Origin of the sequence: Nocardioides daejeonensis (genome assembly GCF_003194585.1) — a bacterium.
Taxonomy (GTDB): Bacteria; Actinomycetota; Actinomycetes; order Propionibacteriales; family Nocardioidaceae; genus Nocardioides; species Nocardioides daejeonensis.
In genome coordinates this window covers 256,726-282,979 of sequence record NZ_QHKZ01000003.1, presented here as the reverse complement: position 1 = coordinate 282,979, position 26,254 = coordinate 256,726, and the positions used below count along the sequence as shown (strand labels likewise).

The window sequence follows — 26,254 nt, the reverse complement described above, 5'->3', positions numbered from 1 at the left end:
GACCGCCCGGAGCGGCCCGGAGTAGGCCCCGGATCCGTCTTAGGTCATCATGGTTGTTTATGAGCTGGGATCTGGTCTCACTGCAGCTGCTGGTCGCGGTCCGGCAGCACGGCAGCCTCGGCCGTGCAGCACGAGAGCTCGGCATGACGCAACCGGCAGCCAGCGCCCGGCTCCGGGCCCTGGAAGGGCAGTGCGGACTCAATCTGGTGACCCGCTCGCCGCGCGGTTCGGCGCTCACCGAGGACGGTGCGGTCGTCTGCGACGCGGCGCGACGGGTGCTTCGGGAGGCCGACCGCTTCGAGAGCACCCTGGCCACGTTGCGCCACGAGAGCCAACGGTCACTGAGCATCGCGGCGAGCATGACGATCGCCGAGCATCTGGTGCCTATCTGGGTGGGGCAGCTGCGGGTCGAGCTGCCCGACGTGGTCACCGGGCTGGTCGTGGCGAACAGCGACGACGTGATCCAGATGGTGCGTGAGGGGCGGGTCGAGATGGGGTTCGTGGAGAGCCCCGTCGAGGCACGTGACCTGCGGATGCGGACGGTGCGCTGGGACGAGGTGCAGGTGCTGGTGGCCCCCGGGCACCCGTGGGCGGATCGCAGCACTCCTGTCACCCGAGTCGAGCTGCGCCGTACGCCGCTGGTCCAGCGCGAGCCGGGGAGCGGCACCCGCAGCACCTTCGAACGGGCGTTGGGAGGCGAGGCACCCGTCGCGCTGCAGGCAAGCTCGACCCATGCGATCCTCAGCGCCGCGCGGACCGGCATCGGCCCTGCGGTGGTCTCGGCCATCGCCGCGCACGACGATCGGGCCGCCGGGCATCTGGTGCCGGTCCGGACGGAGCTCGACCTCCGCCGTCCGCTGCGCGCCGCGTGGCGTCCCCACACCCGCCTCCGCTCCCCGCTGAGCGACTTCCTCAAGGTGGCCGCTGCGGGCGACGGATGACCCGAACGGCTGGGCAACCGTGCTGTGCCCACCTTGCCCGGCCTCGGCGTACCGCCGCGGCTTCGGGGGGTACGCCGTCCGGCCCCTGGCCGCGGGGCGAGAGTTAGGGTCGGAGCGTGATGACCAAGGAGCTGACCGTCGTCGTCCTCGCTGCCGGGGGCGGCACCCGGATGAAGAGCAAGACCATGAAGGTGCTGCACCGCATCGGAGGGCGCAGCATGGTCGGTCACGTCCTCACCGCCGTCCAGGCGATGGAACCGCACCGGGTCGTCGCCGTGGTCGGCACCCAGCGCGAGCAGGTCGGGCCGCACATCCTCGAGCACGTGCCCGACGCCGTGCTTGCCGTCCAGGAGTCCCTCGACGGCACGGGCGACGCGGTCCGGGTGGCGCTGGCCGCGGTCGGCGCGCAGGTGACCGGCACCGTCGTGGTGGTCACCGGCGACACTCCGTTGCTGCAGGGGGAGAGCCTGCGGGCCTTCGCGGAGGAGCACGACGCGGCCGAGCGCGCGGTGAGCATCCTCACCGGTCGGGTGCCCAACCCCTTCGGGTACGGCCGCATCATCCGCAACGCCGAGGGCGACGTCGAGGGCATCGTTGAGGAGAAGGACGCCACGCCGGCGCAGCGTGAGATCGACGAGATCAACTCCGGGATCCTGGCCTTCGACGCGGCCTTCCTGCGCGACGCGCTCGGGGGCCTGACCAACGACAACGCCGGCGGCGAGTACTACCTGACCGACACCGTGCGCATCGCCCGCGACGCCGGCCTCACCGTCGGTGCCCACGTCCTCGACGACGTACGCCAGACGGAGGGCGCGAACGACCGGGTGCAGCTTGCGGCGCTCGGCCGTGAGCTCAACCGGCGCATCGTGGAGGAGTGGATGCGGGCCGGCGTCACCGTCATGGATCCGGCGACCACCTGGATCGAGGCCGACGTGGTGCTCGAGCCCGACGTCACCATCCTGCCCGGCTGCCAGCTGCTCGGCGCCACGCTGGTCCGGGAGGACGCGGTGGTCGGCCCGGACTCGACGCTCAAAGACTGCGAGATCGGCGCGGGTGCCCGGGTGGTGCGCACCCACGGTGAGCTCGCCGTGGTCGGCGACGAGGCGACGGTCGGGCCCTTCTCCTACCTGCGACCCGGCACCACCGTGGGCACGCAGGGCAAGATCGGCGCCTTCGTCGAGACCAAGAACGCCCAGATCGGCGATCGCTCCAAAGTGCCGCATCTCTCCTACGTCGGCGACGCCGAGATCGGCACCGATGCCAACATCGGCGCCGGCACGATCTTCGCCAACTACGACGGCGAGCGGAAGCACCGCACGACGGTGGGAGACCGGGCCAAGACGGGCTCCAACAACACCTTCATCGCTCCGGTGGCCATCGGCGACGACGCGATGACGGGAGGTGGCACGACGGTACGACGTGACGTGCCGGACGGTGCGTTGGCGGTCTCCGCCTCGCCCCAGCGCAACCTGCCGGACTGGAAGAAGCGTCGCGCGGCGCTGCAGGAGGGCACGGGCGCGTGAGCGGAGTCTCATCCGGGGGACCCGTGATTTCCAACCACGGATCCCGGGGGCAGAATCGGACGCGGCGGCAATGACCGAGCAACCAACAGGGAGCACCAGCGTGACCGGAGTGAAGCGAGCCACCGAGAAGAACCTCATGGTCTTCAGCGGCCGGGCCCATCCAGCCCTTGCCGAGGAGGTCGCCCGGCAGCTCGACACCCGCCTGGTGCCGACGTCGGCCTATGAATTCGCCAACGGCGAGATCTACGTGCGCTACGAGGAGTCGGTGCGCGGCTGCGACGCCTTCGTGATCCAGAGCCACACCGCGCCGATCAACGAGTGGATCATGGAGCACCTGATCATGGTCGACGCGCTCAAGCGCGCCTCGGCCAAGCGGATCACCGTGGTGATGCCGTTCTGGGGATACAGCCGCCAGGACAAGAAGCACCGTGGGCGCGAGCCGATCTCGGCCCGCCTTATGGCGGACCTCTTCAAGACCGCGGGCGCCAATCGGATCATCACCGTCGACCTGCACGCCGATCAGCTCCAGGGCTTCTTCGACGGTCCGGTGGACCACCTGATGGCGCTCCCGGTGCTCACCGACTACATCAAGGCCAAGTACGGCGACCAGCCGCTCGCCGTGGTCTCGCCGGACGCGGGCCGAATCAAGGTCGCCGAGCGCTGGTCTGCCCGGCTGGGGGGTGCGCCGCTGGCGTTCATCCACAAGACCCGTCGTACCGACGTAGCCAACGAGGTCGTCGCCAACCGTGTCGTCGGCGACATCACGGGCCGGATCTGCGTGCTGGCCGACGACATGATCGACACCGGCGGCACCATCGTGAAGGCCGCCGAGGCGCTCATGGCCGACGGTGCCGCGGGTGTTGTGCTGGCCGCGACCCACGCCATCCTCTCGGACCCCGCCGTCGACCGGCTCAAGAACAGTCCGGCGCTGGAGGTGGTCATCACCGACACGCTTCCGGTGCCGGAGGAGAAGCAGTTCGACAAGCTCACCACCCTGTCGATCGCGCCGTTGCTGGCACGGGCGATCCGTGCGGTCTTCGAGGACGGCTCCGTCACGTCGATGTTCGACGGACACGCCTGAGTACGTGCGGGGCGGCGCGCAACGCTCAGGATGGTGACTCCTTCTCGGGGTGGCTGCGGAGCCGTCCGACTCGACTAGGCTGCGCTGGTGAGTCTTCGAGCCATCACCACTGCAGGCCTGGGTCTGGTCACCGCGCTGACGCTCGCGGTCGTCCCCGCCGAGGCGTCCCCCGACCGATCCGCCACCAGCGCTCCGGAGCGCGCTGAGGCGACGCAAGCCCTCGACGCGGTCGAGAGGCTCTTCGCGCCGAGCTCCGCGCGGGCCCGCAAGGTCGCCGACGGTGTCCGTCCGGACGTCACCCTGGCGTTGCGTGAGCTCTGGCGTACCAAGGGCGCGCTGGCGCCTGCGCAGCGTCGGGTCGCCGAGCGCTACCTGGCCCGCCCGGTCGCCGGGGAGCTTGCGCCGGACGAGCGCGTCATCAACGGCACCATCGCGACCGACTGCACGCTTGCGACCATGTGCGTGCACTACACCGGCGACGGCACCCAGGACCAGGTCACGCCCTCCTACCTGGCCACCGTCAAGACGGTCCTGGCAGAGGTGGACGGCAAGTACGCCAGCGCCGGCTACCGGTCGCCCCTTCCCGACTCGGGTCAGGGAGGAAACGCGAAGCTCGACGTCTACCTGATGGACCTGCGCCCCGACGGCATGTACGGGTACTGCGCCAACGACGGCGATCTCGTCGAAGGTCAGTACACCTACCCGGTCTACTGCGTGCTCGACAACGACTTCGTCAACTACGCCCTTCCGGCGACCGAATCGCTCAAGGTCACCGTCGCGCACGAGTACTTCCACGCCGTGCAGGGGGCGTACGACTGGCTCGAGGACGCCTGGTTCATGGAGGGTGGCGCGGCCTGGGCCGAGGACGAGGTCTACACCGCGATCAACGACAACCGGCAGTACCTGGCCGACAGCCAGCTGACCGCGCCGTGGGTGCCGCTCGACCTCGGGAGCAACGACGCCAACGTCTACGGCCCGTGGATCTTCTTCCGCTACCTCTCCGAGCGCTGGAAGGCCAAGGGCGGTGGCCAGCCCCTGGTGATGATGCGCAAGATGCTCGAGCGGGTCGACGCCTCCACGCCGGCCAAGCCGGACGACTACTCGACGCTGGCGGTCTCCAACGTCGTCCAGGCGAACCCGAAGATCTACCCCGGCGGTCTGGCCCGCGTCTACAACGAGTTCGCGGCCGCCAACCGGCTGCCGAAGAAGTACTACGCCGAGGGCAGTGCCTACCCGACAGCCAAGCCTGCCGCCTTCACGTTCGGCAAGCGCACCAAGTCGATCGCCACCAAGACGGCTCTCGACAAGCTCGACCACCTGACCAGCTACACGAGCCGGTTGACGCCGCACAAGTCCTTCAAGGCGAAGAAGACGAAGCTGAAGTTCTCCTTCAACCTGCCGAGTCGGCCGGCCAACCCCGGCGTCACGGTGCGGACCTTCCTCAAGAACGGCAAGGTGACCACCAGCTACGTGGCACTCGACAAGTCGGGCGGCGCGAAGAAGGCGTTCGGCTTCTCTGCCAAGAAGGTGAAGTACCTGGAGGTCACGGTCAGCAACGGCAGCGTAGCCACGCAGTGCTGGTATTCGGTGGCCTCGCCGTTCGCCTGCTACGGCCGTCCGTCGCACGACGGTCTGCGACACGCGTTCAGCGCCAAGCTGAAGCGCTGATCCGACTGGCACCTCGGAGCGATCCAGCCCTCAGTCTCTCCGGAGCAGGTCCACGCCTGCCCCGGAGAGGCTCTCTGCTATCCGGGCACGTCCGCACAGCACCAGCAGCAGCTCCTGGGTCGGTCCGGTCACCTCCGCCGCACCGCGCCCGCAGCTCCAGTCGCTGTCGTTCGCCCGCAGGCGTACGGCGCGCAGCAGCTTCCCCGCCCCCATCAAGCGGGCCAGGGGACGCGCTTGGTCGGCCGCCGCGGCTGCGACCTCCGGGGGCGTCTGCCAGGGCACGCCGAGCGCCCTCGTGACGTCGAAGGTGTGCACGACCGTGTCGATCAGGGGGTAGCTCCCGGGCAGCTTGTGCCGGGAGCTCGCATGCGCAGCCAGGAGCGCGACGATCTGCTCGGGCCTCGCCCGACCCCGGGCGATCCCGTCGAGCAGGATCATCCGGTCGAAGTCACCGCGACCGCGCCACAGCATTCCGGGTACCTCCCGCATTCGCAGCGTGGGTGCTGCCGCGACATGGGCGACGACCTCCTGGACCCGCCACCCGGCACAGACCGAGGGTTGTTGCCACTGCTCAGGGGTGAGGTCGGCGACCAGCTCCCGGAAGCGACGCCGTTCGGCATGGATCGCCTGCCAGCGTCGGTCGTCGTCCCCGGTGTCGGGGTGGGCTTCGGCAACCATGGCGCCTCCCGTGTCTCGTTGCGAGCTCGCTCCCCGCGAGCCTAGGGAGCGGTCGCCCATCGAGGGAAGCGCCCGATTTGGCCAGCCCTCGGAGCAGGGCCTAAGATCGTCAGGTTGCCTCGGCGAGGGAGCAGTTGCACCAGCAGCAGACTCCGTGATCGACAGGGCCGGCCTTCACTGCGCCGCGCGCCGATCATGGGAGCGCGGCGCTTCGTGTCTCTCCTCGTCCGCCGGCCCGCCAATCCGAGAAGCAGTACCGATGAGGAGCACACGCATGTCCGCCGAGAAGATCGCCGCCGAGACCCGCACCGAGTTCGGCAAGGGCGCCGCCCGCCGCCTGCGTCGTGAGGGCAAGATCCCCGCGGTCGTCTACGAGCACGGCGACACGCCGGCCCACGTCGCCCTGCCGTCGCACGCCACCACGATGGCGCTCCGCAACGGTGGCGCCAACGCGCTCCTCGAGCTCGAGATCGACGGCAAGGACCAGCTCGCGCTCACCAAGGCGATTCAGGTCGACCCGCTGCGCCGCGTCATCGAGCACATCGACTTCATCGCGGTCAAGCGCGGCGAGAAGGTCGTCGTCGACATCCCCGTCGTGCTGGTCGGCGAGGCCGTGCGCAACACCCTCGTGGTCACCGACGCCACCACGGTGCAGGTCGAGGCCGAGGCCACGCACATCCCCGAGTCGATCGAGGTCTCGATCGAGGGCGCCGAGCCGGGCCTGATGATCCACGTCGGCGACCTCACGCTGCCGTCCGGCGTCGTGCTGCTCTCGGAGACCGATGTCCTGCTCGTCAACGTGACCGAGGCTGCTGCTCAGGACCTGGGCGACGAGACTGCCTCCGAGGGCGACGCCGCTGAGGGCGAGGCCGACGCCGCCGAGTGACGCTCTTCCGTCGCTGGAGGACCGGGAGGAACGAGGAGACGATGACCGACGCACAGGAGGTGTGGTTGGTGGTCGGACTCGGGAACCCCGGTCCTTCCTATTCCGGTCACCGGCACAACATCGGCTATCTCGTCAACGATGAGCTCGCCAAGCGTCTCGGTGGGGGCTTCCGGGCCCACAAGTCCGGTCGTGCCGACGTCGTCGAGGGACGCATCGGCGTACCGGGGCCACGGGTGGTGCTGGTGCGTCCACGCAGCTACATGAACGAGGTCGGCGGGCCGGTCAAGGCGGTCGCCTCCTTCTACAAGGTGCCACCGGAGCGGATCGTGGTGATCCACGACGAGCTCGACATCGACTTCGGCACGTTGCGCACCAAGCTCGGTGGTGGCGACAACGGGCACAACGGGCTGAAGTCGCTGCGCTCCTCCTTCGGCACCGGCGACTTCTACCGGGTGCGTGCCGGCATCGGTCGACCGCCCGGCCGTCAGGAGGTCGCCGACTTCGTGCTCTCCAACTACTCCAGCGCGGAGCGCAAGGAGCTGCCCTTCCAGATCGACGACGCCGCCGACGCCGTCGAGTGCCTGATCACCGAGGGGCTGGAGCGCACCCAGCAGCGGTTCAACCGCTGAGGAGGTCCGCGGGTAGGGTCGGGGCCGTGACTGAGTTCCCCGCCGCTGCGGCCACCGATGACCACGTTCTTGCCGTCTGGCTCGCCGAGCAGGCCGGCGCCCGCCTCCTCGAGATCCGCACCCAGGGACTCGAGGGCAAGGAGCTGAAGGACGCCGGCGACCGCGCCGCCCAGGAGGTGCTTGCCCGGCTGCTTGCCGAGCACCGGCCCGACGACGCCGTCCTCTCGGAGGAGGCCACCGACGACGCAGCCCGGCTGAAGGCACCCCGGGTGTGGATCATCGACCCCCTCGACGGCACCCGGGAGTTCTCCGAGCCGCCGCGTGACGACTGGGCCGTGCACGTCGCCCTGTGGCAGGACGGCGAGCTGACCGTGGGCGCCGTTGCCCAGCCTGCGCTCGGCGAGACGTTCAACACCGGCACGCCGTCGGTGGTGCCGCCGCGCACGTCGCAGCGGCCCCGCATCGCCGTCTCCCGCAGCCGCCCGCCGGCGTTCGTGCAGGCGTTGGCGGAGGCGCTCGACGCCGAGCTGGTGCCGATGGGCTCCGCAGGAGTCAAGGTGATGTCGGTGGTCCGCGACATCGCCGACGCCTACGTGCACGCAGGCGGGCAGTACCAGTGGGACAACGCAGCTCCGGTCGCCGTGGCCCGCGCCGCCGGCCTGTTCTGCTCGCGGGTCGACGGGTCTCCGCTGGTCTACAACGGGGCCGACACCTCGCTGCCCGACCTGATCGTGTGCCGGCCCGAGCTCGCCGAGCAGATCGTCGACTTCGTGCGTCAGCACGGCACGGAGTGACCCGACTCCACCTCCTCCTCGACGCCGACGGAGTCCTGCAGCACCGTCCGGGCGGGTGGGACGGCGCCCTCGCCGCCTACACGGACGACCCAGCAGGGCTCTTCGGCGACCTCGTGATCGAGGAGGCGCCGACCGTCCGAGGCGGCGGCCCCTTCCTGCCGGTGCTCGCCAAGGCGCTGCGCAAGCGCGGGATCCGGGTCGACCCGGAGCAGGTGTACGCCGACGTGTGGGCCGCGATCCGACCGCATCAGGCAGTGCTCGACTGGGTAGCCGAGCTGCGGGCTTCGGGGGTGGGCGTGCACCTGGCCAGCAATCAGCATCCGGAGCGGGCGCGGCTGATGCGCGAGCAACTCGACTACGCCACCCACTTCGACACCTGCTTCTTCTCCTGCGAGCTCGGGGCAGCGAAGCCCACTCCCGAGTTCTTCGACCGCGTCGGCACCACGCTCGGTGCCGCCCCAGGGGCGATGGTGCTGGTCGACGACTCCGTCACCAACACGCGCGCGGCCCGTGCCGCAGGGTTGCGTGCCGCCACCTGGCACCACCGGCAGGGCATCGCCCGTCTCCGCCGCCAGGTCGAGCCCGTCCTCCTCGCCCGTTGAAGCGCCAGCTTCGTCACGTTGAGACGCCAGCTTCAGCGGGTTGAGACGCCAGCTTCGTCACGTTGAGACGCCAGCTTCTCCTCGTCTGCGGTGAACTGGGAGCGATCTTCTATCCTTGCCCGCGTGAACCGGGGGAGCGCGATCGCGGCGAGCGCACTGGCCGGGCTGTTGGTCGTGGGAGCGCTCATCATCGTCGGTGCCATGGCCGTCTGGACGTTGCGCGGCGGCGCGCCCTCTCCACCGTCTGCTGTGGTTGCGCGGGAGGTGCCGCCGACCGTCGCTCCTGTTGCTCCGGCGTACGGGCGGGGGAGCGAGGTGGTGCAACCCGACGCTGCGTGGGTGACCGCGACCAGCAAGAGGACCGGCATCCCCGAGCCCGCGATGCGTGCCTACGGCCGCGCCGCGATCCTGGCGGGCCGGGACCTCCCCGGCTGCCGGATCGGCTGGAACACGTTGGCCGGGGTGGGCTGGAACGAGTCGCACCACGGCACCATCGGCGGCCGCAGTCTCGGCACCGACGGGCGCCCGAACCGGCGCATCCTCGGCCCGGTCCTCGACGGCAGCGGTGCCTTCGCCGCGATCCCGGCCACTCCGGCGTCCCGCCAATGGCACGACAACGCCCGGTGGGATCGCGCGGTAGGGCCCATGCAGTTCATCAGCGAGACCTGGGAGCGTTGGGGCACCGACGCCGACGGCGACGGCGTGGCGGACCCGCACGACCTCGACGATGCGGCCTGGACCGCCGCCCGCTATCTCTGCGCCTCCGGCCGCGACCTGACCACGGGCGACGGCTGGCGGGCGGCGGTGCTCTCCTACAACCGCTCTCTCGAGTACGCCGACGCGGTCTTCCGCGCTGCCACGACGTACGCCGACCGGGTGGGTTGAGCTCGCCGGCCGCGGCCGACGAAGCTGGCGTCTCAACCCGCTGAAGCTGGCGCCCCGACCCGCTGAAGCTGGCGTCTCGACGTGCTGAAGTTGGCGTCTCGACCCGCTGAAGTTGGCGTCTCGACGTGCTGAAGTTGGCGTCTCGACCCGCTGAAGCTGGCGTTTCGACGCTGAGGGTGGCGGGCGGGGAGGTTCGTTCCCGGAACCCATGAGCGCCGTTCGTCGGGCGTTCACTCAGGAAAGCCGCGTCGTTCTCCTGGCCCGTCCACGGTATGTCCGCCGTCGTTCGGGCGCCGGCACCACCGGCCGTGCCGACGGATCGTCGGTCGGCGAACGACGAGCAGTGAGTCCGAACGCTTGACCACCACCCTTCCTGAGCCAGCCGCGGCCGAGATCGCGCCGCGACGGCTCGCCCGCCGCGCGACGGGCACTGATCGCCTCTTCGAGCTGAGCGCTACCGCGGTCGGTGCCGCAGTGCTCGCCATCACCGGCGGCATCGGCGTCTTCCTGGCCTGGCAGGCGGTGCCCACACTCAAGCGCTACGGCTGGTCGTTCTTCACCGAGACCGCCTGGCAGCCCGAGGCGAACGTGCTCGGCATCGGAGCGGTGCTGGCCGGCACCGTCTCGATCGCGCTCGTCGCCCTGGCCATCGCGTTCCCTCTCGCCCTGGCCACTGCCCTCTACATCAGCGAGTACGCGCCGTTCAGGGTCCGACCCACACTGATCTCGCTGGTCGACCTGATGGCCGCGGTGCCGAGCATCGTCTACGGCCTGTGGGGCGCGCTGCTGGTGATGCCGCATGCAGCCGAGCTGGCGCTCTGGATGCACCAGCACCTCGGCTGGCTGCCCTTCTTCGACGTGGACGCCGATCCGAACGCGGCCATGTGGGACCGCAGCCGCTACGTGTCGAGCGCCTTCTGCGCGGGCATCGCCGTCGCGATGATGGTGATGCCGATGGCCTGCGCCGTCATGCGTGAGGTCTTCTCCCAGACCCCGCCCGGCGAGAAGGAGGCTGCACTCGCCCTCGGCGCCACCCGCTGGGGCGTCGTTCGCGCCGTGGTGTTGCCCTTCGGTCGCGGCGGCATCATCGGCGGCACCATGCTCGGCCTCGGCCGGGCGCTCGGCGAGACCATCGCTGTGCTGCTGATCATCTCGCCGGCCTTCGACGTGAAGCTGCGCGTGCTCGAGGTCGGCAGCAACTCGATCAGTGCGCTGATCGCCGGTCGATTCGGCGACGCCAGCCCGGCCCAGCTCTCCGCACTGCTCGCCGCCGGCTTCGTCCTCTTCGTGATCACACTGGTCATCAACACCCTCGCCTCGATCATCGTCAACCGCAGCCGTTCAGGTGCCGGGGCGGAGGCGTGATGGCACAGGCAGCTCCCGAGCTCCAGCGTCCGTACGCCGGCGAGACGGTCCTCCCCGTCCGTGACGAGAGCGCTCCGCGACCGGTCGCCCGCCGCGGACTCGGTGCCGCGAACCCTGACGAGCGTCTGCTCCAGTGGGGCGTCTGGGTCGCTGCTCTCGCGCTGGCCTGGTTGGTGACCCAGCGCCTGCTGCCGCTGGCGGGTCTGCCGTGGTTCCTGATCGTCTGGTTCCTCTGCGGGTTGGTGATGATCGGTGTCACCTCCGTGTTGACCGCTCGACGCGTCGATCTCGTGGACCGACTCGCGCGGACCGTGATCACCGGTGCCGCGGGCCTGGTGGGTCTCGCTCTGGTCAGCGTCGTCGTCTACACGGTGCGGCGCGGCTGGGAGCCGTTGCTGCACGGGAACTTCTTCACCCAGGACATGTCCGGGATCGGCCCCCGCGACCCGTTCACCAGAGGCGGTGTCGCGCACGCGATCGTCGGATCCCTGATCCAGATCGGCATCGCCATCGCGGTCACGGTGCCGCTGGGGATCGGCACGGCCGTCTACATGACCGAGGTCGGTGGCCGGTTCGCCCGGGTGGTGCGCACCATCGTCGAGGCGATGACGGCGCTGCCCTCGATCGTTGCCGGCCTGTTCATCTACACCGTGCTGATCGTCGCCCTCGGGGTACCCAAGTCCGGCATCGCCGCGGCACTGGCGATCGCCGTGATGATGCTGCCGATCATCGCCCGCGCCTCCGACGTGGTCCTGCGCGTGGTGCCGGGCAACCTGCGCGAGGCCAGCCTCGCGCTGGGCGCCAGCCGTTGGCGCACCGTGTGGCACGTGGTGTTGCCGACCGCGCGTCCGGGCCTGGCGACCGCGCTGATCCTCGGCATTGCGCGCGGCATCGGTGAGACCTCGCCGGTGCTGCTCACCTCGGGCGCAGCCACCTTCATGGTGACCGACCCGACGTCCGGCGTCATGAACTCACTGCCGCTCTACATCTTCAGCACCGTGCGCAGTGGTGAGCCGATGGCCGAGTCCCGCGCGTTCGCCGCCGCCACCGTGCTGCTCGGCCTCGTGCTCGTGCTCTTCGTGGTGGCGCGCCTGGCCGCCCGGCCGCGCTCGGCGAAACCGAAGCTCCGGCACCGTCTGCGTGCCGCCGTACCTGTGCTGCGCGGCGGCGTACCCACCCCTTGGAGGAAGCGTTGATCCGCCCGTTCGCCACCACTCTCACGGCCAGAGGTGCCCGCGTGCGCCTCGCCGCCGCCCTGACCTTCGGCCTCGCGATCCTCGTCCCGGCCGCCGCGCTCGGGGCCTCCGGGCCGGCGGCCCGCCCGAGCTACGCCCAGATCGAGGGCTCCGGCTCCACCTGGTCCGAGGTGATCGTGCAGCAGTGGATCGCGGACGTCGACGCCAGCGGCATGAAGGTGACCTACAGCGGCGGCGGCTCCTCGATGGGCCGGAAGAACTTCGCGCAGGGTGTCACCGACTTCGGCATCAGCGAGATCCCGTATCCGGGCGTCGACGAGTTCGGCAACCCCGACAACGCCAACGGCCGCGAGTACGCCTACCTGCCGATCGTCGCCGGCGGCACCGCGTTCACCTACCAGATCAAGGTCGGCGGGAAGATGATCAAGAACCTGCGGCTCTCGGGCGAGACGTTGGCGAAGATCTTCACCAACAAGATCACCAACTGGAACGATCCGGCGATCACCAAGGACAACAACGGCCGCGCGCTGCCCAGTCTCGACATCACTCCGGTGGTGCGCTCCGACGGCTCCGGCACGACGGCGCAGTTCACCACCTGGCTCGACAAGGAGTACCCGTCGCTGTGGCGCCCCTTCTTCGGGCGCTCCGGCTTCACCTCCTACTACCCGCGCAAGGGACGGGCGCTTGCTCAGTCGGGCTCCGACCAGGTGATGAACACCGTTGCCGGGTTCGCGGGCAACGGCACGATCGCGTACGTCGAATACAGCTACCCGGTCAACAAGCACTTTCCGGTCGTGAAGGTGCTCAACAAGGGTGGCTACTACGTCGAGCCGACCCAGTACAACGTCGCGGTGGCGCTGACGAAGGCGCGGATCAACCAGGACAAGAACAGCCAGATGTACCTGACCCAGATCCTCGACGGCGTCTATCGGGCCACGGATCCGCGGGCCTATCCGTTGTCCTCGTACTCCTACATGATCCTGCCGATCGGCGCCGACGACCGCCGGATGACGACGGCGAAGCGACAGACGCTGATGGACTTCATGTACTACTCGTTGTGCGAGGGTCAGTCGAAGGCAGGCCCCTACGGCTATTCGCCGCTGCCGCTCAACCTCGTGAAGGCGGGCTTCGACCAGCTGGGCCGGCTGGCCAAGGCCGACAGCGGGGTGGACGCCTCGAATCGTGACGTGACCCGCTGCAACAACCCCACCTTCGTCGCCGGCAATCTGAACGAGAACAAGCTCGCCAAGACCGCCCCGATGCCGGCTGCCTGCGACAAGGCCGGGGCCGGGCCCTGCGGCACCGAGACCGGCACCGGCAAGCCTTCGACCGATGACAGTGACGGTGACGGTACGCCGGACACGACCGACAGCTCCGGCCCCGGCGGACCGGATGCGCCGGGCAGCGACCCGGACGCTCCCCCCGCGGTCGACCCGGAGACCGGGCAGCCGGTCGTCGACGACGGCACGGCTGCCGCCGCGGAGGTGTTCGCCAATCCGACGGAGGTGAGCGCTGATCGGCGGGCCGAGCGCACGGCCTTCGGATGGCTCGCTGTTGCCGAGCTCTTCGCCCTGATTCTGCTGCCCGGGCTCGGTGCGGCGTGGCTTCGGCGCCGTCGGCCCGGCAAGGTCGGCCTCTGATGAGCGCGCTCCTCCGTGGTCTTGCGGTCGTCCTCGTCGGCTGCCTCAGCATGGTCGGCCTGCTTGTCACCGGACCCAGCTCCGGGGCCACGTCGGCACCGCGTGCCGACTCCGGTGCGGTCACCCAGACCAAGCAGCTCCAGCGGGTCTTCGGCGAGGGCGACGCGGCCGAGGTGATCGATGAGCGCGACGTCTCCGTCTCGGTCAGCCAGACCAGGCAGCTGCGCGGCCGCGAGCGGGTGCGGGTCAGCTGGTCGGGTGCGCGTCCGAGCGGAGCCCGCGCTGCGGATCCCTACGGGGAGAACGGGATGACGCAGGAGTACCCCGTCGTCGTGCTCCAGTGTCGCGGCGTGGACGACCCGTCGGCCCCGGCTGCCCGGCAGCTCAGCCCTGAGACGTGCTGGACGTCCACCCGGCAGCAGCGCAGTCTTGTCGTGCCCGACCGTACGGCGGTCTGGCGCCACGACCTCTACGCCTCCGAGACCGAGCGCGCGGCCAAGTCCGGCCGGGAGCCGTTCCCGAGCAGCGAGTGCGAGGACCCCGCCACGTTCTCCTCGAGGGTCACGCCCTTCCGGACCGCCGACGGCAAGGAGTACCTCGCCTGCACCGCGGCGACAATGCCTCCCGAGGCAGCGGTCGGGGCGGCGTACCCACCCGCCGAGGTGGCCGGTTTCACCGACGCGAACGGTGACGGCACGGTGAGCTTCGAGCTCCGCAGTGAGGTCGAGAACGAGTCCCTGGGCTGCTCCGCAACCACTGCGTGCGCCATCGTGGTCATCCCGATCATGGGCATCAGCTGCGTGGACGAGGACCTCGAGTGTCGCCGGGCCGGGCGCTGGCTGCCGGGCTCGAGCAACTTCGCCAAGCAGGGCATCGACCTGGCCGTCTCGCCCGAACTCTGGTGGTCGGCGTCCAACTGGCGCAACCGCTTCACGTTCCCGGTGACGTTCGGTCTGCCTGCGGATACCTGCGACATCCAGGACACACGTCCGCCGACCGGCTTCTACGGCTCGGAGCTGCTCTCGCAGGCGGCGCTGCAGTGGTCTCCGGCGTACTGCCTGGACAAGAGCCGCTTCAAGTTCCAGCACAACCGGATGCCCGACGAGGCCGGCTTCAAGATCATGGAGACCGGCCAGGGTGCGGCCGCCCTCGTCTCCGGGCAGCGCGAGACGGAGGGGTCGGATCCCGTCGGCTACGCGCCCACCGCGGTGACCGGTTTCGCGATCGGCTACTCGATCGACCGCCCCGACAATGCCGGTGAGTACGCCGACCTGCGGCTCACCCCGCGTCTGGTGGCGAAGCTGCTCACCCAGTCCTATCTCGGCTCGGACCTGGGCCGTGGCCATCCCGGGATGGCCGGCAACCCGCTCGCGATCAACAACGATCCCGAGTTCCGTGAGCTCAACCCGGGACTCGACGAGATCTCCCGGGAGGCGGCGGCGACCGTGCTGTCGCTCTCGGAGTCCTCGGACGTGATCGAGACGTTGACCTCCTGGATCGCCGCGGATCCCGAGGCGCGGGCCTTCGTCGCCGGCAAGCCGGACCGGTGGGGGATGGTGGTGAACCCGTCGTACAAGGGGATCGCGCTGCCCACCCGGGAGTGGCCGATGCTCGACAGCTACGTGCCCGCCAGCGAGCGGGAGTGCCTCAAGCTCAACCCCGCGCCGTACTTCACGCAGCTGGCGGCCCCGGTCTCGACGCTGCGCAAGATCGCCGAGGCGCTCCTCGACGCCTGGCCCAACGTGCAGACCAAGTGCGAGCGAGCCACCGTGGACGACCCGTGGAAGCTCGGCCGCATCGATCGGCAGGGCGTGGGCACGCGGTTCGTGCTCGGCATCGTGAGCCTCGGTGACTCCGCGCGCTTCGGACTGCGCAACGCGTCGCTGCAGACCGCCCCCGGGCGGTTCGTGGCGCCGACCCAGGAGAGCCTCGCAGCAGCCGTGCGGTTGGGCAGGCAGCCGGGCACGATGCTGCCCTTCGTCATCAAGCAGGCAGCGGTCCGCAAGGCAGGCCGCGCCTACCCGGGCACGATGGTCGTCTACACCGCGGCCCGGACCTCGGGGATGGACCGGGCCGAGGCTGCGAAGGTCGCTCAGTTCATCCGGGTGTCGACGCGTGAGGGGCAGCGGCCCGGCCGCGGCAACGGTCAGCTCCCCGCCGGCTACCTGCCGATCCGGGACACCGGCGCGACCGCTCCGCTGTTCCGGTCCGCGCAGTCCGTCGCCACCGCCGTGGCAGCGCAGCGGGAGTCGTCACCTCCGAAGCCGGAGCCGACCGACACCGCGACACCGACGGGCGATCCGGCACCGGAGACCGCACCGACGGCCGACGATGCCCCCGGCGCGGAGGAACCGGGGGACGAGAAGCCGGTCGACGCGAACGTCGTGCCTACCGGTGCGACCACCGCAACGCCGGATGCCGGCTCCGGGCTCGGTCGGGTCGCGCTGCCGCTGGTGTTGTTGCTGGCGGTGCTCGGCGGCATGCTCTCGGGCGCCGCACGCCTCACCCTCCGACTGCGGAGGGCGCGATGACCACGGCCACGCCGGTGCGCGCCGGCAGCCGGCGCCGGCCGGCCGCGCAGCTGACGCAGCCCCCTTCGACCCACGAGGAGCAGCTGCGGCTGTTCTCCACCGCACTCACCGTGGTCGGGATCCTCGCGCTCTGGTTCGCCGCGCAGGTGCTCTTCCTCGGCTCGCTCTCGCAGGACCGGGAGCAGGCGTTGCTGCACGACCGATTCCGGAGCGACCTGGCCACGGCGGTCGCACCGGTCGGTCCGGTGGTGCCGGAACGGACGCCGGTCAGCCTGCTCACCGTCCCCGGCCTGGGCCTCGAGCAGGTCGTCGTCGAGGGCACGTCCTCCGGCGCGCTCCTGAGCGGCCCCGGTCACCGTCGGGACACACCCCTGCCGGGCCAGGTAGGCACGTCGGTGATCTACGGCAAGGGTGCGACGTACGGTGCGCCGTTCGGCCGGATCGCCGAGCTGACGGCCGGCGACCGGATCGAGGTGGTCGCGGGTCAGGGCACCCAGGTGTTCACCGTGACCGGAATCCGGCGCGCCGGCGATCCGCTACCGGCCCGGCCGGTCGAGCAGGAGGCGCGGCTGACCCTGGTCTCCGCCGAGGGCACCGGCCGACTCGCCGCGCTGAGCCGCGGGGAGGTCGTCTACGTCGACGCCTCCGCCAAGGAGGGCTTCCCGGCGCCCGCGGGCCGGTTGGGCGCCGTGCCCGAGGAGGAGCGGGCGATGGCCGTCGACCAGGCGATCCTGCCTCGGTTGGCGTTGCTCCTCGGCCTGCTGGTGGGTGCGACCGCCCTCATCGTGCTGCTCCGGCAGCGCTGGTCCGGCGTCCTCACCTGGGTCATGGCGACGCCCGTCGTCCTGGCGCTCTCGTGGGCCACGACGGACGCCGCGATGCGCCTGCTGCCCAACCTCGTATGACCCCCGAACTCCCTCGGGCCGACCGGCCCAGGGCCCTGGAAACACAACGCAGCACCAACCGATGAGGAGTGTTTGATGTCTGCACGCAGGTACGCCGCAGGTCTGGCGACCGCCGCCGTCGTGGTGGCTTCGTTCGCGGCGGCCCCGGCCGCCTCGGCCGACCCGACCTTCGTCCCGCAGTCCACCGACCTGGTCGGTGTCGGCTCCGACACCAGCCAGTTCGCGCTCGGCTACCTGGCGGACGGGCACACCGTGAACGGTGTCGCCGTCCCCGGATACAACGCCGGCAAGAGCACGAACCGCCTGGTCTCCTTCGACGCCACCGGTGGCGGCAACGTCACCCTGGTCCAGGGCGCCACGCCGATCACCCGGCCCAACGGCTCCGGCGCCGGCAAGGGCCGGCTCTACGGCACCGCCAACGACGCCGACGTCGACTACGCTCGCTCCTCCTCCGCGCTGAACAGCGCCGAGAAGGAGGCGGGGCTCCAGGCGTTCCCGTTCGCCGTCGACGTGCTCGAGATGGCCATCGCCAAGGGCAGCAACGCCCCGGCCTCGGTCTCCGAGGCCGACCTGCTGAAGATCTACACCGGGCAGGTCACCAACTGGAGCCAGATCGGCGGCAAGTCCGGCGTCATCGTGCCGATGATTCCCCAGTCGGGCTCCGGAACCCGCTCCTTCTTCGAGGGCGAGCTCAAGCGGATCAACGGCGGCAACGCGCCGACCCTGGCCGGCAGCGTCGTCGAGGTGCAGGAGCACGACGACACCCCGATCAAGGCCAACCCCCATGCCATCGCCCCCTTCTCGGCCGGCCGGGCGAAGCTGGACGGCACCCTGAACCTGGTCGCCGGTGGCCTGAGCGCCAAGCGGGCGCTCTACAACGTGGTGCGCCAGGCCGACGTCGCCAAGGCCGACATCCTGGGCGTCTTCGGCTCCGACGGCTTCATCTGCTCCGACGCCGCCCGCCCGTTGATCGAGGCTGCCGGGTTCGACCAGATGGCGCGCCCGACCAACGGCGGTGTCTGCGGCGAGGCCACGCAGGGTGCCTCGTCGAACTTCGCCACCAACGTCGCCCAGGCCACCCAGACCGCACTGACCGCCACCTCACCCGCAGGCGGCACCGTGGCGCTGAGCGCCACCGTGAGCGCGGGCGGCAACGCGCCCGACGGCAAGGTGCAGTTCCTCGAGGGCGAGACCGTCGTCGGTGAGGCGAGCATCGCGCAAGGCACTGCCAAGAAGACGTTGACCGGCGTCGCTGCGGGAGCGCACAACTACACTGCACGCTTCCTGCCGACCGGAGTCGCCTACCAGGGCTCTGTCTCCGCGCCGGTCGCCGTCACGGTCAAGGCTGCTGCGCAGGTCGCTGCCGTGGTCGCCCCGGTCAGCACCAGCTACGGCAAGGCGGCGAAGGTCACGGTCACTGTCACCGGGGCGGCCGGCGAGGTGACCGGTCAGGTCACCGCGACCGCCGGTGGCAAGAAGGTCACTGGCAGCCTGGCGTCCGGTACGGCGACCCTCACCCTCCCTGCCGACGTGGCGGTGGGCACCCAGACCGTGGCGGTCGCCTATGCGGGCAACGCGACGTACGGCACGGGGACGGCGACCGCGGAGCTCGCGGTGAGCAAGGGCATCACCAGCCTGAAGTCCGCGTTCGCGAAGAAGATCAAGAAGAACAAGAAGGCGTCGGGCAAGGTCACCGTCACCATCCCGGGCAGCGCGCTGAAGGCGTCCGGCAAGGTGACGGTCAAGGAGGGCAAGAAGGTCCTCGGCACCGGCACGCTCAAGGCGGGTGTCGCGAAGGTGACGCTCAAGTCCCTGAAGAAGGGCAAGCACAAGCTGACCGTCAGCTTCGCCGGCAACGGCAACCTCAAGGCCGCCTCGGCCACCGTCACGGTCACGCAGAAGTGACCTGACGGGCACCCTCGGCGGGCCGGCTCCGGTCGGCCCGCCGATCCCGTCCCACACCAGGAGCATCACGTGAGCAGTCCGGCCGTCACCAACGACGAGACCACCACCATCCCGGCGGTGCCGCCCGGCGCCGGCGTCCCGCGCGAGATCGATCAGCTGCGGGGCCTCCGGCACCGGCGCACAGACGGCCTGGCGACCCTCGAGGCGCGAGAGATCACGGCCTGGTTCGGCGACCGCAGGGTGCTCGACCGGGTGTCGTTGACGATGCCGGCAGGCGGCATCACCGCCCTGATCGGGCCGTCCGGCTGTGGCAAGTCGACGTTCCTGCGCATCCTCAACCGGATGCACGAGCTGGTGCCCTCGGCGGCCCTGGCCGGCGAGGTGCTCCTGGACGGCTCCGACATCTACGCCCCTGACAAGCGGCTGATCGACGCGCGCCGTGAGATCGGGATGGTCTTCCAGAAGCCCAACCCGTTCCCGGCGATGTCCATCCGCGAGAACGTGCTGGCCGGTCTCAAGCTCACCGGCACCCGGGCCTCCCGCGCCACGAAGGAGGAGCTCGTGGAGAGCTGTCTGATCCGCGGGGGGCTCTGGAACGAGGTCAAGGACCGCCTCGACGCCCCCGGAGGTGGCCTCTCCGGTGGTCAGCAGCAGCGCCTGTGCATCGCCCGCTCGCTCGCGATCCGCCCTCGGGTGCTGCTCATGGACGAGCCCTGCTCAGCCCTCGACCCCACCTCCACCCGGGTGATCGAGGAGACGATGCTCGAGCTCGCCGAAGAGGTCACCATCGTCATCGTCACCCACAACATGCAACAGGCTGCCCGCGTCTCCGACCGCTGCGCCTTCTTCCTCGCCGAGCAGGGCACCCCCGGCGTCATCGTCGAGCACGGCGACACCGAAGCCATGTTCCAACACCCCCGCGACCGCCGTACCGAGGACTACGTCAACGGTCGGTTTGGCTGACCCGCCCTCGATCAGTTTCCCCGCCCGGGCGGGGAAACTGGTGCTTGTCGGCCGTAGCTACACACACCAAGCAACAGTTTTCGTCACACAGTGGGACGTGTGGGGCGTACGCCGTCGTGGCGTGGAGATGCCGGGGAGTGCGGCTGAGGCACACCTCACATCCCGCTGCGGGCGCTGAACGGAACAAGAGACCGGCCCGGCCCGTCGATGCGGCACAATCCGTGTGTTCCGACGTCGACGAGGACAGGCGAGGCGAATGACCGAGACACCTGCGGTGGAGGGCTGGTTCACCACCGGCTCCGAGCCCGCGCTGATCGCGAGCAAGTGCGAGGCCTGCGGCACGCTGGCCTTCCCGAAGGGAGTCGACTTCTGTCGCAACCCTGCGTGCGACGGCGAGACGTTCGTCGACGCCGAGCTCTCCCGCACCGGCGTGGTCTGGTCCTACACCGATGCGCAGTACCAGCCGCCGGCGCCGTACACGCCGACCTCCGACCCCTACCAGCCCTTCGCGCTGGCTGCCGTCGAACTGCCCGAGGGCATCGTCGTCCTCGGACAGCTGGCCAGCGGCTTCGGTGTCGACTCGGTGAAGGTCGGTGCCCCGGTCGAGCTCGTGGTCGAGCCGGCCTGGACCGAGGAGGACGGCACCGTGAAGACCATGTGGAAGTGGCGCCCGACCGCCGCAGCCGAGGGAGGCAACTGATGAGCAACGACGTCGCCATCCTGGGTGTCGGCATGCACCCCTGGGGCAAGTGGGGCCACTCGTTCGTCAAGTACGGCGTCAAGGCGGCCCGCGCCGCGCTGGCCGACGCCGGCGTGCCGTGGCAGGACGTCGACCTGATCGTCGGCGGCGAGACCGTGCGCAACGGGTACGGCGGCTACGTCGCCGGTTCGACCTTCGCCCAGGCGCTCGGCTGGAACGGCGCGCGCGTCGCCACGTCGTACGCCGCCTGTGCGACCGGCGCGCAGGCGCTCGACACCGCGCGCTCCCGGATCCTCGCCGGTCAGGCCGAGGTGGCTCTGGTCGTCGGCGCCGACACGACTCCGAAGGGCTTCCTGGCGCCCAACGCGGGGGAGCGCTGGGACGACCCTGACTGGCTGCGCTTCAAGCTCATGGGCATGACCAACCCGGGGTACTTCGCGCTCTATGCGCGACGCCGGATGGACCTGTACGGCGCCACGTCCGAGGACTTCGCCGCGGTCAAGGTCAAGAACGCGCGTCATGGGCTCAACAACCCCTATGCCCGCTACCGCAAGGAGGTCAGCGTCGCGGACGTGGTGAACTCCGCTGTGGTCGCCGACCCGCTGCACCTGCTCGACATCTGTGCGACCTCCGACGGTGGTGCCGCAGTGCTCGTGACGTCGGTCGAATATGCGCGCAAGCACGGCATCGCCGACCCGGTGAAGATCAAGGCCATCTCGACGGTCACGCCGACCTTCCCCAACACGATCATCGACATGCCGCTCTTCTCGACCGAGTCGACGGCTGCGGTGGCCGCCCCGGAGCTGACCTTCAAGGAGTCGATCGGTCACGCGGCGTACGAGGAGGCCGGGATCGCGCCCGAGGACGTCTCGGTCGCCGAGGTCTACGACCTGTCGACGGCACTCGAGCTCGACTGGATCGAGGACCTGCAGCTTGCCAAGCGCGGCGAGGCGGAGGCGCTGCTGCGCGCCGGCGACACCACCATCGGCGGTCGCATCCCGGTCAACCCGTCCGGGGGGCTGGCCTGCTTCGGCGAGGCCGTTCCGGCCCAGGCGCTGGCCCAGGTCTGCGAGCTCACCTGGCAGCTGCGCGGCCAGGCCGAAGGACGCCAGGTCGAGGGCGCGCGGGTGGGCATCACCGCCAACCAGGGCCTCTTCGGCCACGGCTCCTCGGTGATCGTGGCCAGGTAGCACCCCCGCACGAGCGATCGTCCCTAACAGTTTCGTGGTCCCGAGCCGGATCGACCACGAAACTGTTAGGGACGATCGCCTTTGAGGCGCGAAGGTAACGACCGGGACGAGTGCCCCAGAAATGGGGAGAACGAATTCTGGGCGGGGAGGTTACACGGCGCCGGGGCCCGGTCCAGACCACCGTTGAGACCTGCAACACGTTCCTGCTTGACTCCGCGCGTCGCTGGTTCGTGGTGGGCCATGGGAGGGCGACACGTTCGAGAGATGAAGACATGCGTGTGGCAACTCGTGATCCCCTCGTATCCCCGCCCAGGTCGCCCCGGAGAGTACGGCGCCCGCTGACGTTCGCGAGCGTGCTCGCGCTCTGTCTGGGCGTGCTCGTCGGCGTTGCCGGCGGCAGCCCGGCCAACGCGGCCCAGGCCACCGGCGAAGACGTCGCGGCCTGGAACACAGGCTGGTCGTGGACCTACGCCACCTCGTTCCGCTACCAGGCCGAGGGCACCGACGTCACGATCAACGAGAACCTCGTCTACACGGTCGCCGGTGTCGAGACCTTCGCGGGCCAGGAGGCCTACAAGCTCAACATCAGCGGCAACATCACCGGTGGTTCCGGCTCCGTCGCGGTGCCCAGCGTGGGCAACGCCTCGCTCTCGGGCTTCAGCGGCTCAGTCACCGGCACCCGGTTCGTGCGGACCTCCGACCTGGCGGTCCTGCAGGAGACCCAGAAGCAGAACCTGAACGCCACCGCGAAGGTCAGCATCATCAGCCAGGGGATCACTGCCGTGATCAACCTGAAGCTCGACCCGAGCCCGTCGTGGAAGACGCACGACTTCCCGCTCAACGCAGGCGACACCTGGCAGATGAACCAGGAGATCACCTACGAAGGCGGCTTCAGCTACGACGCCGGCTCCCTCGGCGGCACCGGTGCGGACACCTTCGAGGGCGTGCTCCCGTTCCAGGCCCCGGTCTCGGTGGTCAACGAGAACATCACCCAGAACGGCATCGGCACCGTCGCCACCAAGAAGATCTCGGCGGCCTCGGCCGACGGGCAGACCAGCAACAACATCTGGTGGTCCCAGGCCCACAAGAACGACGCACGCGACGTACTCGTGCTGCCGCTCGACGGCGCCAAGCTCACGATGACCAAGAACCTCTCCTCGGCGAGCACGCCGAGCGCCGGCACGACCGTGAGTGCGACCGCGACGCCTTCGTTGACCTGTGCGGGCGGCACCGTCACGGTTGCCGGGACGCTCAGCAGCTTCGCCGCCGGGGTGCCGGTGAACGTCGCGCTCGACAAGTCCCAGATCAACCCCGGACAGCGGGTCACGGCGACCACCACCACCGGTGCCGGTGGCGCCTACAGCGCCACGATCACCGTGCCGTCGGAGAGCGACCAGCTGAGCAAGAACGGTTCGCGGGCCAACTGGGGCGTGACCGTCACGGCCGGGGCCGCGCGGGCGGCCACCAGCGTCGTGGTCACGCACCAGAACTGCACCAGCCTCACCTACACCGGCGACACCGGCGCCCAGCACGGCACCAACGCGACCGTGAAGGCGAAGCTGACCGACCTCACCGGGGCGAGCGCCGCGGGCCGGCAGCTCACGTTCGCGCTCTCCGGCGGCGGCACGGTCTCCGCGACCACCGACGCCGCGGGCGTCGCCACCGCTCAGCTCCCCGTCGGCCTGCCGGTCCGCAACGCGACGGTCAGCGCCAGTTTCGCGGGCACGAGCACGCTGGTGGCGGCTACGGCAAGCAGCCCCTTCGCCGTCGACAAGATCACCACCACCACGACGGTCACGCCGTCCGAGTCCCCGGCGACCCACGGCGAGAACGTCTCCTTCACCGCGTACGTGAACGGAGCCGGTCAGCCCTCCGGGTCGGTGCAGTTCGCCATCGACGGGGCGAACTTCGGTGCGCCGGTCGCGCTCTCCGGCGGCCAGGCCACCAGCGCCGCCATCGACTCGCTCGGACTCGGCAACCACACCGTGACCGCGACGTACCTCGGCAGCGCCGAGCACGCGGGCAGCGACTCCGGTGCGGTCACCTTCCTGGTGCGCCCGCCGCTCCTGGTCACCACCACGACCAGCTCGGCGACGCCCTCGGCGGTGCACTACGGCCAGCAGGTCGTCCTCGGCGCGGTCGTCTCCAGCACTGCCGGTGGCGTCCCGACCGGGCAGGTCACCTTCACCTCCGGTGGCACGGTGCTCGGCACGGTCGGCCTGGACGGCTCGGGCGAGGCCAGCCTCGCCCTCGACGACCTCGCGGCCGGTACCCACAATGTCGTCGCCACCTACTCCGGCGATGACGTCTACCGGGCCAGCTCCGCCAACCCGCGCACGGTCACGGTCACCAAGGCCGGGACGGAGGTCACGTTGACCTCGTCGAGCCCCTCGACCGTCTCCGGCGAGGCCGTGACCTTCACCGCCGACGTGGCGGTGCTCTCGCCGGGCGTCGGTACGCCGATCGGCACGGTGCAGCTGCGGATCGACGGAGCCAACGTCGGCTCGCCGGTCACCCTGGTGGGCGGGACCGCAGTGTTCCCCGCGGTCGGCTCGTTGCTGGCCGGCGGTCACACGGTGACCGCTGTCTATGCCGGCACCGGGAACTTCGACGGCAGCCAGGCCAGTGTGCAGCAGCAGGTCGCCCAGGCCGACACCACCACGACCGTGCTGGTCAGCCCCTCGCCGTCCGCGGAGGGCCAGAACATCACGATCACCGCGGCGGTCACGCCGGTCGCACCGGGCTCCGGCACCCCGACCGGACTGGTCAGCTTCACCGCGAACGGCGACCTCATCGGCGCGACGTCGGTCCAGCCCTCCCCGGGCGGTGCGCAGGCCACCATGGCACTCGCGGACCTCGAGGCGGGCGACCACCAGATCGTGGCGACGTACGTCGGCGACGCGGGCTATGCGACCAGCGTCTCCCAGCAGGTGCAGCACACGGTGATCGCCGGCGCGGCGATCGTCCCGACCACCACGGTGGTGACGTCGTCGGCCAACCCGTCGACCTTCGGCGAGCTGATCTCCTTCAGCGCGCAGGTGGAGGCCGAGGACGGCACCGTGCCCACGGGCATGATCCGGTTCAGCGTCGACGGCGCGCCGTTGGGCGGCCAGGTGGTGCTGGACGGCAACGGACGTGCGGAGAGCACCACGATCGCCTCGCCCGACCCGGGCGACCACACGGTCATCGCGGCCTTCGTGCCCGACGCCGGGTACGGCGGCAGCGGCGACATCCTCGCCCAGACCGTCGCCGCGGCCACCGTCTCCCTCGACCTGACCTCGAGCGACGACAGCAGCGACCACGGCCAGGCCGTCCGGTTCACTGCCACCATCGCCTCGGAGCAGGCCGGCACCGGCGCCCCGACCGGGTTCATCCAGTTCGAGGTCGACGGCCAGCCGCTGGGCGACGCCATCGAGATCGAGGACGGCGCGGCACAGAGCCCGGCGATCTCCTCGCTCTCGCCGGGCGACCACCTGGTCACCGCCGTCTACTCCGGCGACGCCCACTTCGCGCCGACGCTGACGTCGTTGACGCAGCAGGTGGCCAAGGTCGGCACCAGCACCGCGCTGACCGCCTCGAAGACGTCGACCACGTACGGCGACCAGGTCACCTTCACTGCGAAGGTCAACCCTGCAGCCGGCGGGCTGGGCGCCCCGACGGGCACGGTGAAGTTCATGGACGGCGCCACCACGCTGGCGACGGTCGCCGTGGCGGCCGGGCCGGGCAACACCGGCACCGCCAGCTACAGCACGGCGGACCTGGGCGCCGGGAGCCACAACGTGAAGGCCGTCTACTCGGGCTCGGACGCCTTCGCAGGAAGCACCTCGGGACAGGTCGGGGTGAGCGTCGCCAAGCGAGCCACCAGCCTGACTGCCGACGCGGCCGTGGTGAAGCTGCTCCCGCTGGGCCTGCCGCTGGGCTCGCTCCGGGTGACCCTCCGCTCGGGCAGCACGCCGCTGGCCGGACTTCCGCTGCAGTTCAAGATCGGCAACACCGTCGTGTGCACCCTCAACACGGACGCGGCGGGTGTGGCCATCTGCAACGCGGCACCGCAACTGGTGACGCTCATCCTCAGCGGTGGTTACAAGGTCTCCTTCGCGGGTGACGCCAACCACCTCGCCTCCAACGCGAACGGAGTGCTGCTCAAGTGACCACGCGTAGAAGGAACACGC

20 protein-coding genes are annotated in these 26,254 nt (G+C 70.3%); 19 read left to right on the top strand and 1 reads right to left on the bottom strand.

What is annotated here, in order from left to right; translation table 11 throughout:
* Positions 1-59: 59 nt before the first annotated feature.
* The 4 genes from DNK54_RS21075 (at position 60) to DNK54_RS09420 (ending at position 5,213) form a co-directional block, all read left to right on the top strand.
* On the top strand, positions 60-941 hold the full coding sequence (locus DNK54_RS21075; RefSeq protein WP_162602383.1) for a LysR family transcriptional regulator: 882 nt from the start codon (positions 60-62) through the stop codon (positions 939-941).
* Between the two features lie 119 nt (positions 942-1,060).
* Positions 1,061-2,464 (top strand): bifunctional UDP-N-acetylglucosamine diphosphorylase/glucosamine-1-phosphate N-acetyltransferase GlmU, encoded by a 1,404-nt coding sequence (glmU, locus tag DNK54_RS09430; RefSeq protein WP_110206711.1) that lies wholly within the window; start codon positions 1,061-1,063, stop codon positions 2,462-2,464.
* Positions 2,465-2,564: 100 nt separating this feature from the next.
* Complete coding sequence (locus DNK54_RS09425) at positions 2,565-3,545, top strand: ribose-phosphate diphosphokinase (RefSeq protein WP_204164494.1); 981 nt, start codon at positions 2,565-2,567, stop codon at positions 3,543-3,545.
* Between the two features lie 87 nt (positions 3,546-3,632).
* On the top strand, positions 3,633-5,213 hold the full coding sequence (locus DNK54_RS09420; protein ID WP_110206709.1) for an MXAN_6640 family putative metalloprotease: 1,581 nt from the start codon (positions 3,633-3,635) through the stop codon (positions 5,211-5,213).
* A 30-nt stretch (positions 5,214-5,243) separates the two neighbouring features.
* Here the strand turns inward: DNK54_RS09420 and DNK54_RS09415 are convergent, their stop codons facing one another.
* Complete coding sequence (locus DNK54_RS09415) at positions 5,244-5,891, bottom strand: maleylpyruvate isomerase family mycothiol-dependent enzyme (RefSeq protein ID WP_162602382.1); 648 nt, start codon at positions 5,889-5,891, stop codon at positions 5,244-5,246.
* 274 nt (positions 5,892-6,165) lie between these two features.
* Here DNK54_RS09415 and DNK54_RS09410 point away from each other — a divergent pair, with 274 nt between their 5' ends.
* The 15 genes from DNK54_RS09410 (at position 6,166) to DNK54_RS09340 (ending at position 26,233) form a co-directional block, all read left to right on the top strand.
* On the top strand, positions 6,166-6,777 hold the full coding sequence (locus tag DNK54_RS09410) for a 50S ribosomal protein L25/general stress protein Ctc (RefSeq protein WP_110206707.1): 612 nt from the start codon (positions 6,166-6,168) through the stop codon (positions 6,775-6,777).
* Positions 6,778-6,818: 41 nt separating this feature from the next.
* Positions 6,819-7,406 carry an aminoacyl-tRNA hydrolase gene (gene pth, locus DNK54_RS09405; protein ID WP_110206706.1) on the top strand — a complete coding sequence of 196 codons (588 nt, stop codon included), beginning with the start codon at positions 6,819-6,821 and terminating at the stop codon, positions 7,404-7,406.
* 26 nt (positions 7,407-7,432) lie between these two features.
* Complete coding sequence (locus tag DNK54_RS09400) at positions 7,433-8,200, top strand: 3'(2'),5'-bisphosphate nucleotidase CysQ (RefSeq protein ID WP_110206705.1); 768 nt, start codon at positions 7,433-7,435, stop codon at positions 8,198-8,200.
* Positions 8,197-8,802: an HAD family hydrolase gene (locus DNK54_RS09395; protein ID WP_162602381.1), complete on the top strand. Its 606-nt coding sequence runs from the start codon at positions 8,197-8,199 to the stop codon at positions 8,800-8,802. The genes DNK54_RS09400 and DNK54_RS09395 overlap by 4 nt, the downstream gene beginning before the upstream one ends.
* A 123-nt stretch (positions 8,803-8,925) precedes the next feature.
* Positions 8,926-9,687 carry a lytic transglycosylase domain-containing protein gene (locus DNK54_RS09390; protein ID WP_239460012.1) on the top strand — a complete coding sequence of 254 codons (762 nt, stop codon included), beginning with the start codon at positions 8,926-8,928 and terminating at the stop codon, positions 9,685-9,687.
* A gap of 357 nt (positions 9,688-10,044) precedes the next feature.
* A complete protein-coding gene (gene pstC, locus DNK54_RS09385; protein ID WP_110206703.1) occupies positions 10,045-11,052 on the top strand; it encodes a phosphate ABC transporter permease subunit PstC in 1,008 nt (335 codons plus the stop codon).
* Complete coding sequence (pstA, locus tag DNK54_RS09380) at positions 11,052-12,248, top strand: phosphate ABC transporter permease PstA (protein WP_110206702.1); 1,197 nt, start codon at positions 11,052-11,054, stop codon at positions 12,246-12,248. The genes pstC and pstA overlap by 1 nt, the downstream gene beginning before the upstream one ends.
* 41 nt (positions 12,249-12,289) lie before the next feature.
* On the top strand, positions 12,290-13,888 hold the full coding sequence (locus tag DNK54_RS09375) for a substrate-binding domain-containing protein (protein WP_239460011.1): 1,599 nt from the start codon (positions 12,290-12,292) through the stop codon (positions 13,886-13,888).
* A complete protein-coding gene (locus tag DNK54_RS09370; protein WP_110206701.1) occupies positions 13,888-16,419 on the top strand; it encodes a hypothetical protein in 2,532 nt (843 codons plus the stop codon). Before DNK54_RS09375 ends, DNK54_RS09370 begins: the two co-directional genes overlap by 1 nt.
* A complete protein-coding gene (locus tag DNK54_RS09365) occupies positions 16,416-17,324 on the top strand; it encodes a sortase (RefSeq protein WP_110206700.1) in 909 nt (302 codons plus the stop codon). The genes DNK54_RS09370 and DNK54_RS09365 overlap by 4 nt, the downstream gene beginning before the upstream one ends.
* 75 nt (positions 17,325-17,399) lie before the next feature.
* Positions 17,400-19,229: an Ig-like domain repeat protein gene (locus DNK54_RS09360; protein WP_110206699.1), complete on the top strand. Its 1,830-nt coding sequence runs from the start codon at positions 17,400-17,402 to the stop codon at positions 19,227-19,229.
* A gap of 147 nt (positions 19,230-19,376) precedes the next feature.
* Entirely contained in the window at positions 19,377-20,192 is an 816-nt protein-coding gene (locus tag DNK54_RS09355) for a phosphate ABC transporter ATP-binding protein (RefSeq protein ID WP_476739115.1), read from the top strand.
* Positions 20,193-20,448: 256 nt separating this feature from the next.
* Positions 20,449-20,892: a Zn-ribbon domain-containing OB-fold protein gene (locus tag DNK54_RS09350; RefSeq protein WP_110206698.1), complete on the top strand. Its 444-nt coding sequence runs from the start codon at positions 20,449-20,451 to the stop codon at positions 20,890-20,892.
* Entirely contained in the window at positions 20,892-22,082 is a 1,191-nt protein-coding gene (locus tag DNK54_RS09345) for a lipid-transfer protein (RefSeq protein ID WP_110206697.1), read from the top strand. The genes DNK54_RS09350 and DNK54_RS09345 overlap by 1 nt, the downstream gene beginning before the upstream one ends.
* 353 nt (positions 22,083-22,435) lie before the next feature.
* Positions 22,436-26,233, top strand: coding sequence for an Ig-like domain-containing protein (locus tag DNK54_RS09340; protein ID WP_162602380.1), 3,798 nt, complete (start codon positions 22,436-22,438; stop codon positions 26,231-26,233).
* Positions 26,234-26,254 lie beyond the last annotated feature (21 nt).

What these genes read in the sequence shown, in the direction of transcription:
- DNK54_RS21075 (WP_162602383.1), top strand. Translation starts at nt 60, where the DNA reads ATGAGCTGGGATCTGGTCTCACTGCAGCTGCTGGTCGCGGTCCGGCAG.
- glmU (WP_110206711.1), top strand. Translation starts at nt 1,061, where the DNA reads ATGACCAAGGAGCTGACCGTCGTCGTCCTCGCTGCCGGGGGCGGCACC.
- DNK54_RS09415 (WP_162602382.1), bottom strand. Translation starts at nt 5,891, where the DNA reads ATGGTTGCCGAAGCCCACCCCGACACCGGGGACGACGACCGACGCTGG.
- DNK54_RS09410 (WP_110206707.1), top strand. Translation starts at nt 6,166, where the DNA reads ATGTCCGCCGAGAAGATCGCCGCCGAGACCCGCACCGAGTTCGGCAAG.
- pth (WP_110206706.1), top strand. Translation starts at nt 6,819, where the DNA reads ATGACCGACGCACAGGAGGTGTGGTTGGTGGTCGGACTCGGGAACCCC.
- pstA (WP_110206702.1), top strand. Translation starts at nt 11,052, where the DNA reads ATGGCACAGGCAGCTCCCGAGCTCCAGCGTCCGTACGCCGGCGAGACG.
- DNK54_RS09370 (WP_110206701.1), top strand. Translation starts at nt 13,888, where the DNA reads ATGAGCGCGCTCCTCCGTGGTCTTGCGGTCGTCCTCGTCGGCTGCCTC.
- DNK54_RS09365 (WP_110206700.1), top strand. Translation starts at nt 16,416, where the DNA reads ATGACCACGGCCACGCCGGTGCGCGCCGGCAGCCGGCGCCGGCCGGCC.
- DNK54_RS09360 (WP_110206699.1), top strand. Translation starts at nt 17,400, where the DNA reads ATGTCTGCACGCAGGTACGCCGCAGGTCTGGCGACCGCCGCCGTCGTG.
- DNK54_RS09350 (WP_110206698.1), top strand. Translation starts at nt 20,449, where the DNA reads ATGACCGAGACACCTGCGGTGGAGGGCTGGTTCACCACCGGCTCCGAG.
- DNK54_RS09345 (WP_110206697.1), top strand. Translation starts at nt 20,892, where the DNA reads ATGAGCAACGACGTCGCCATCCTGGGTGTCGGCATGCACCCCTGGGGC.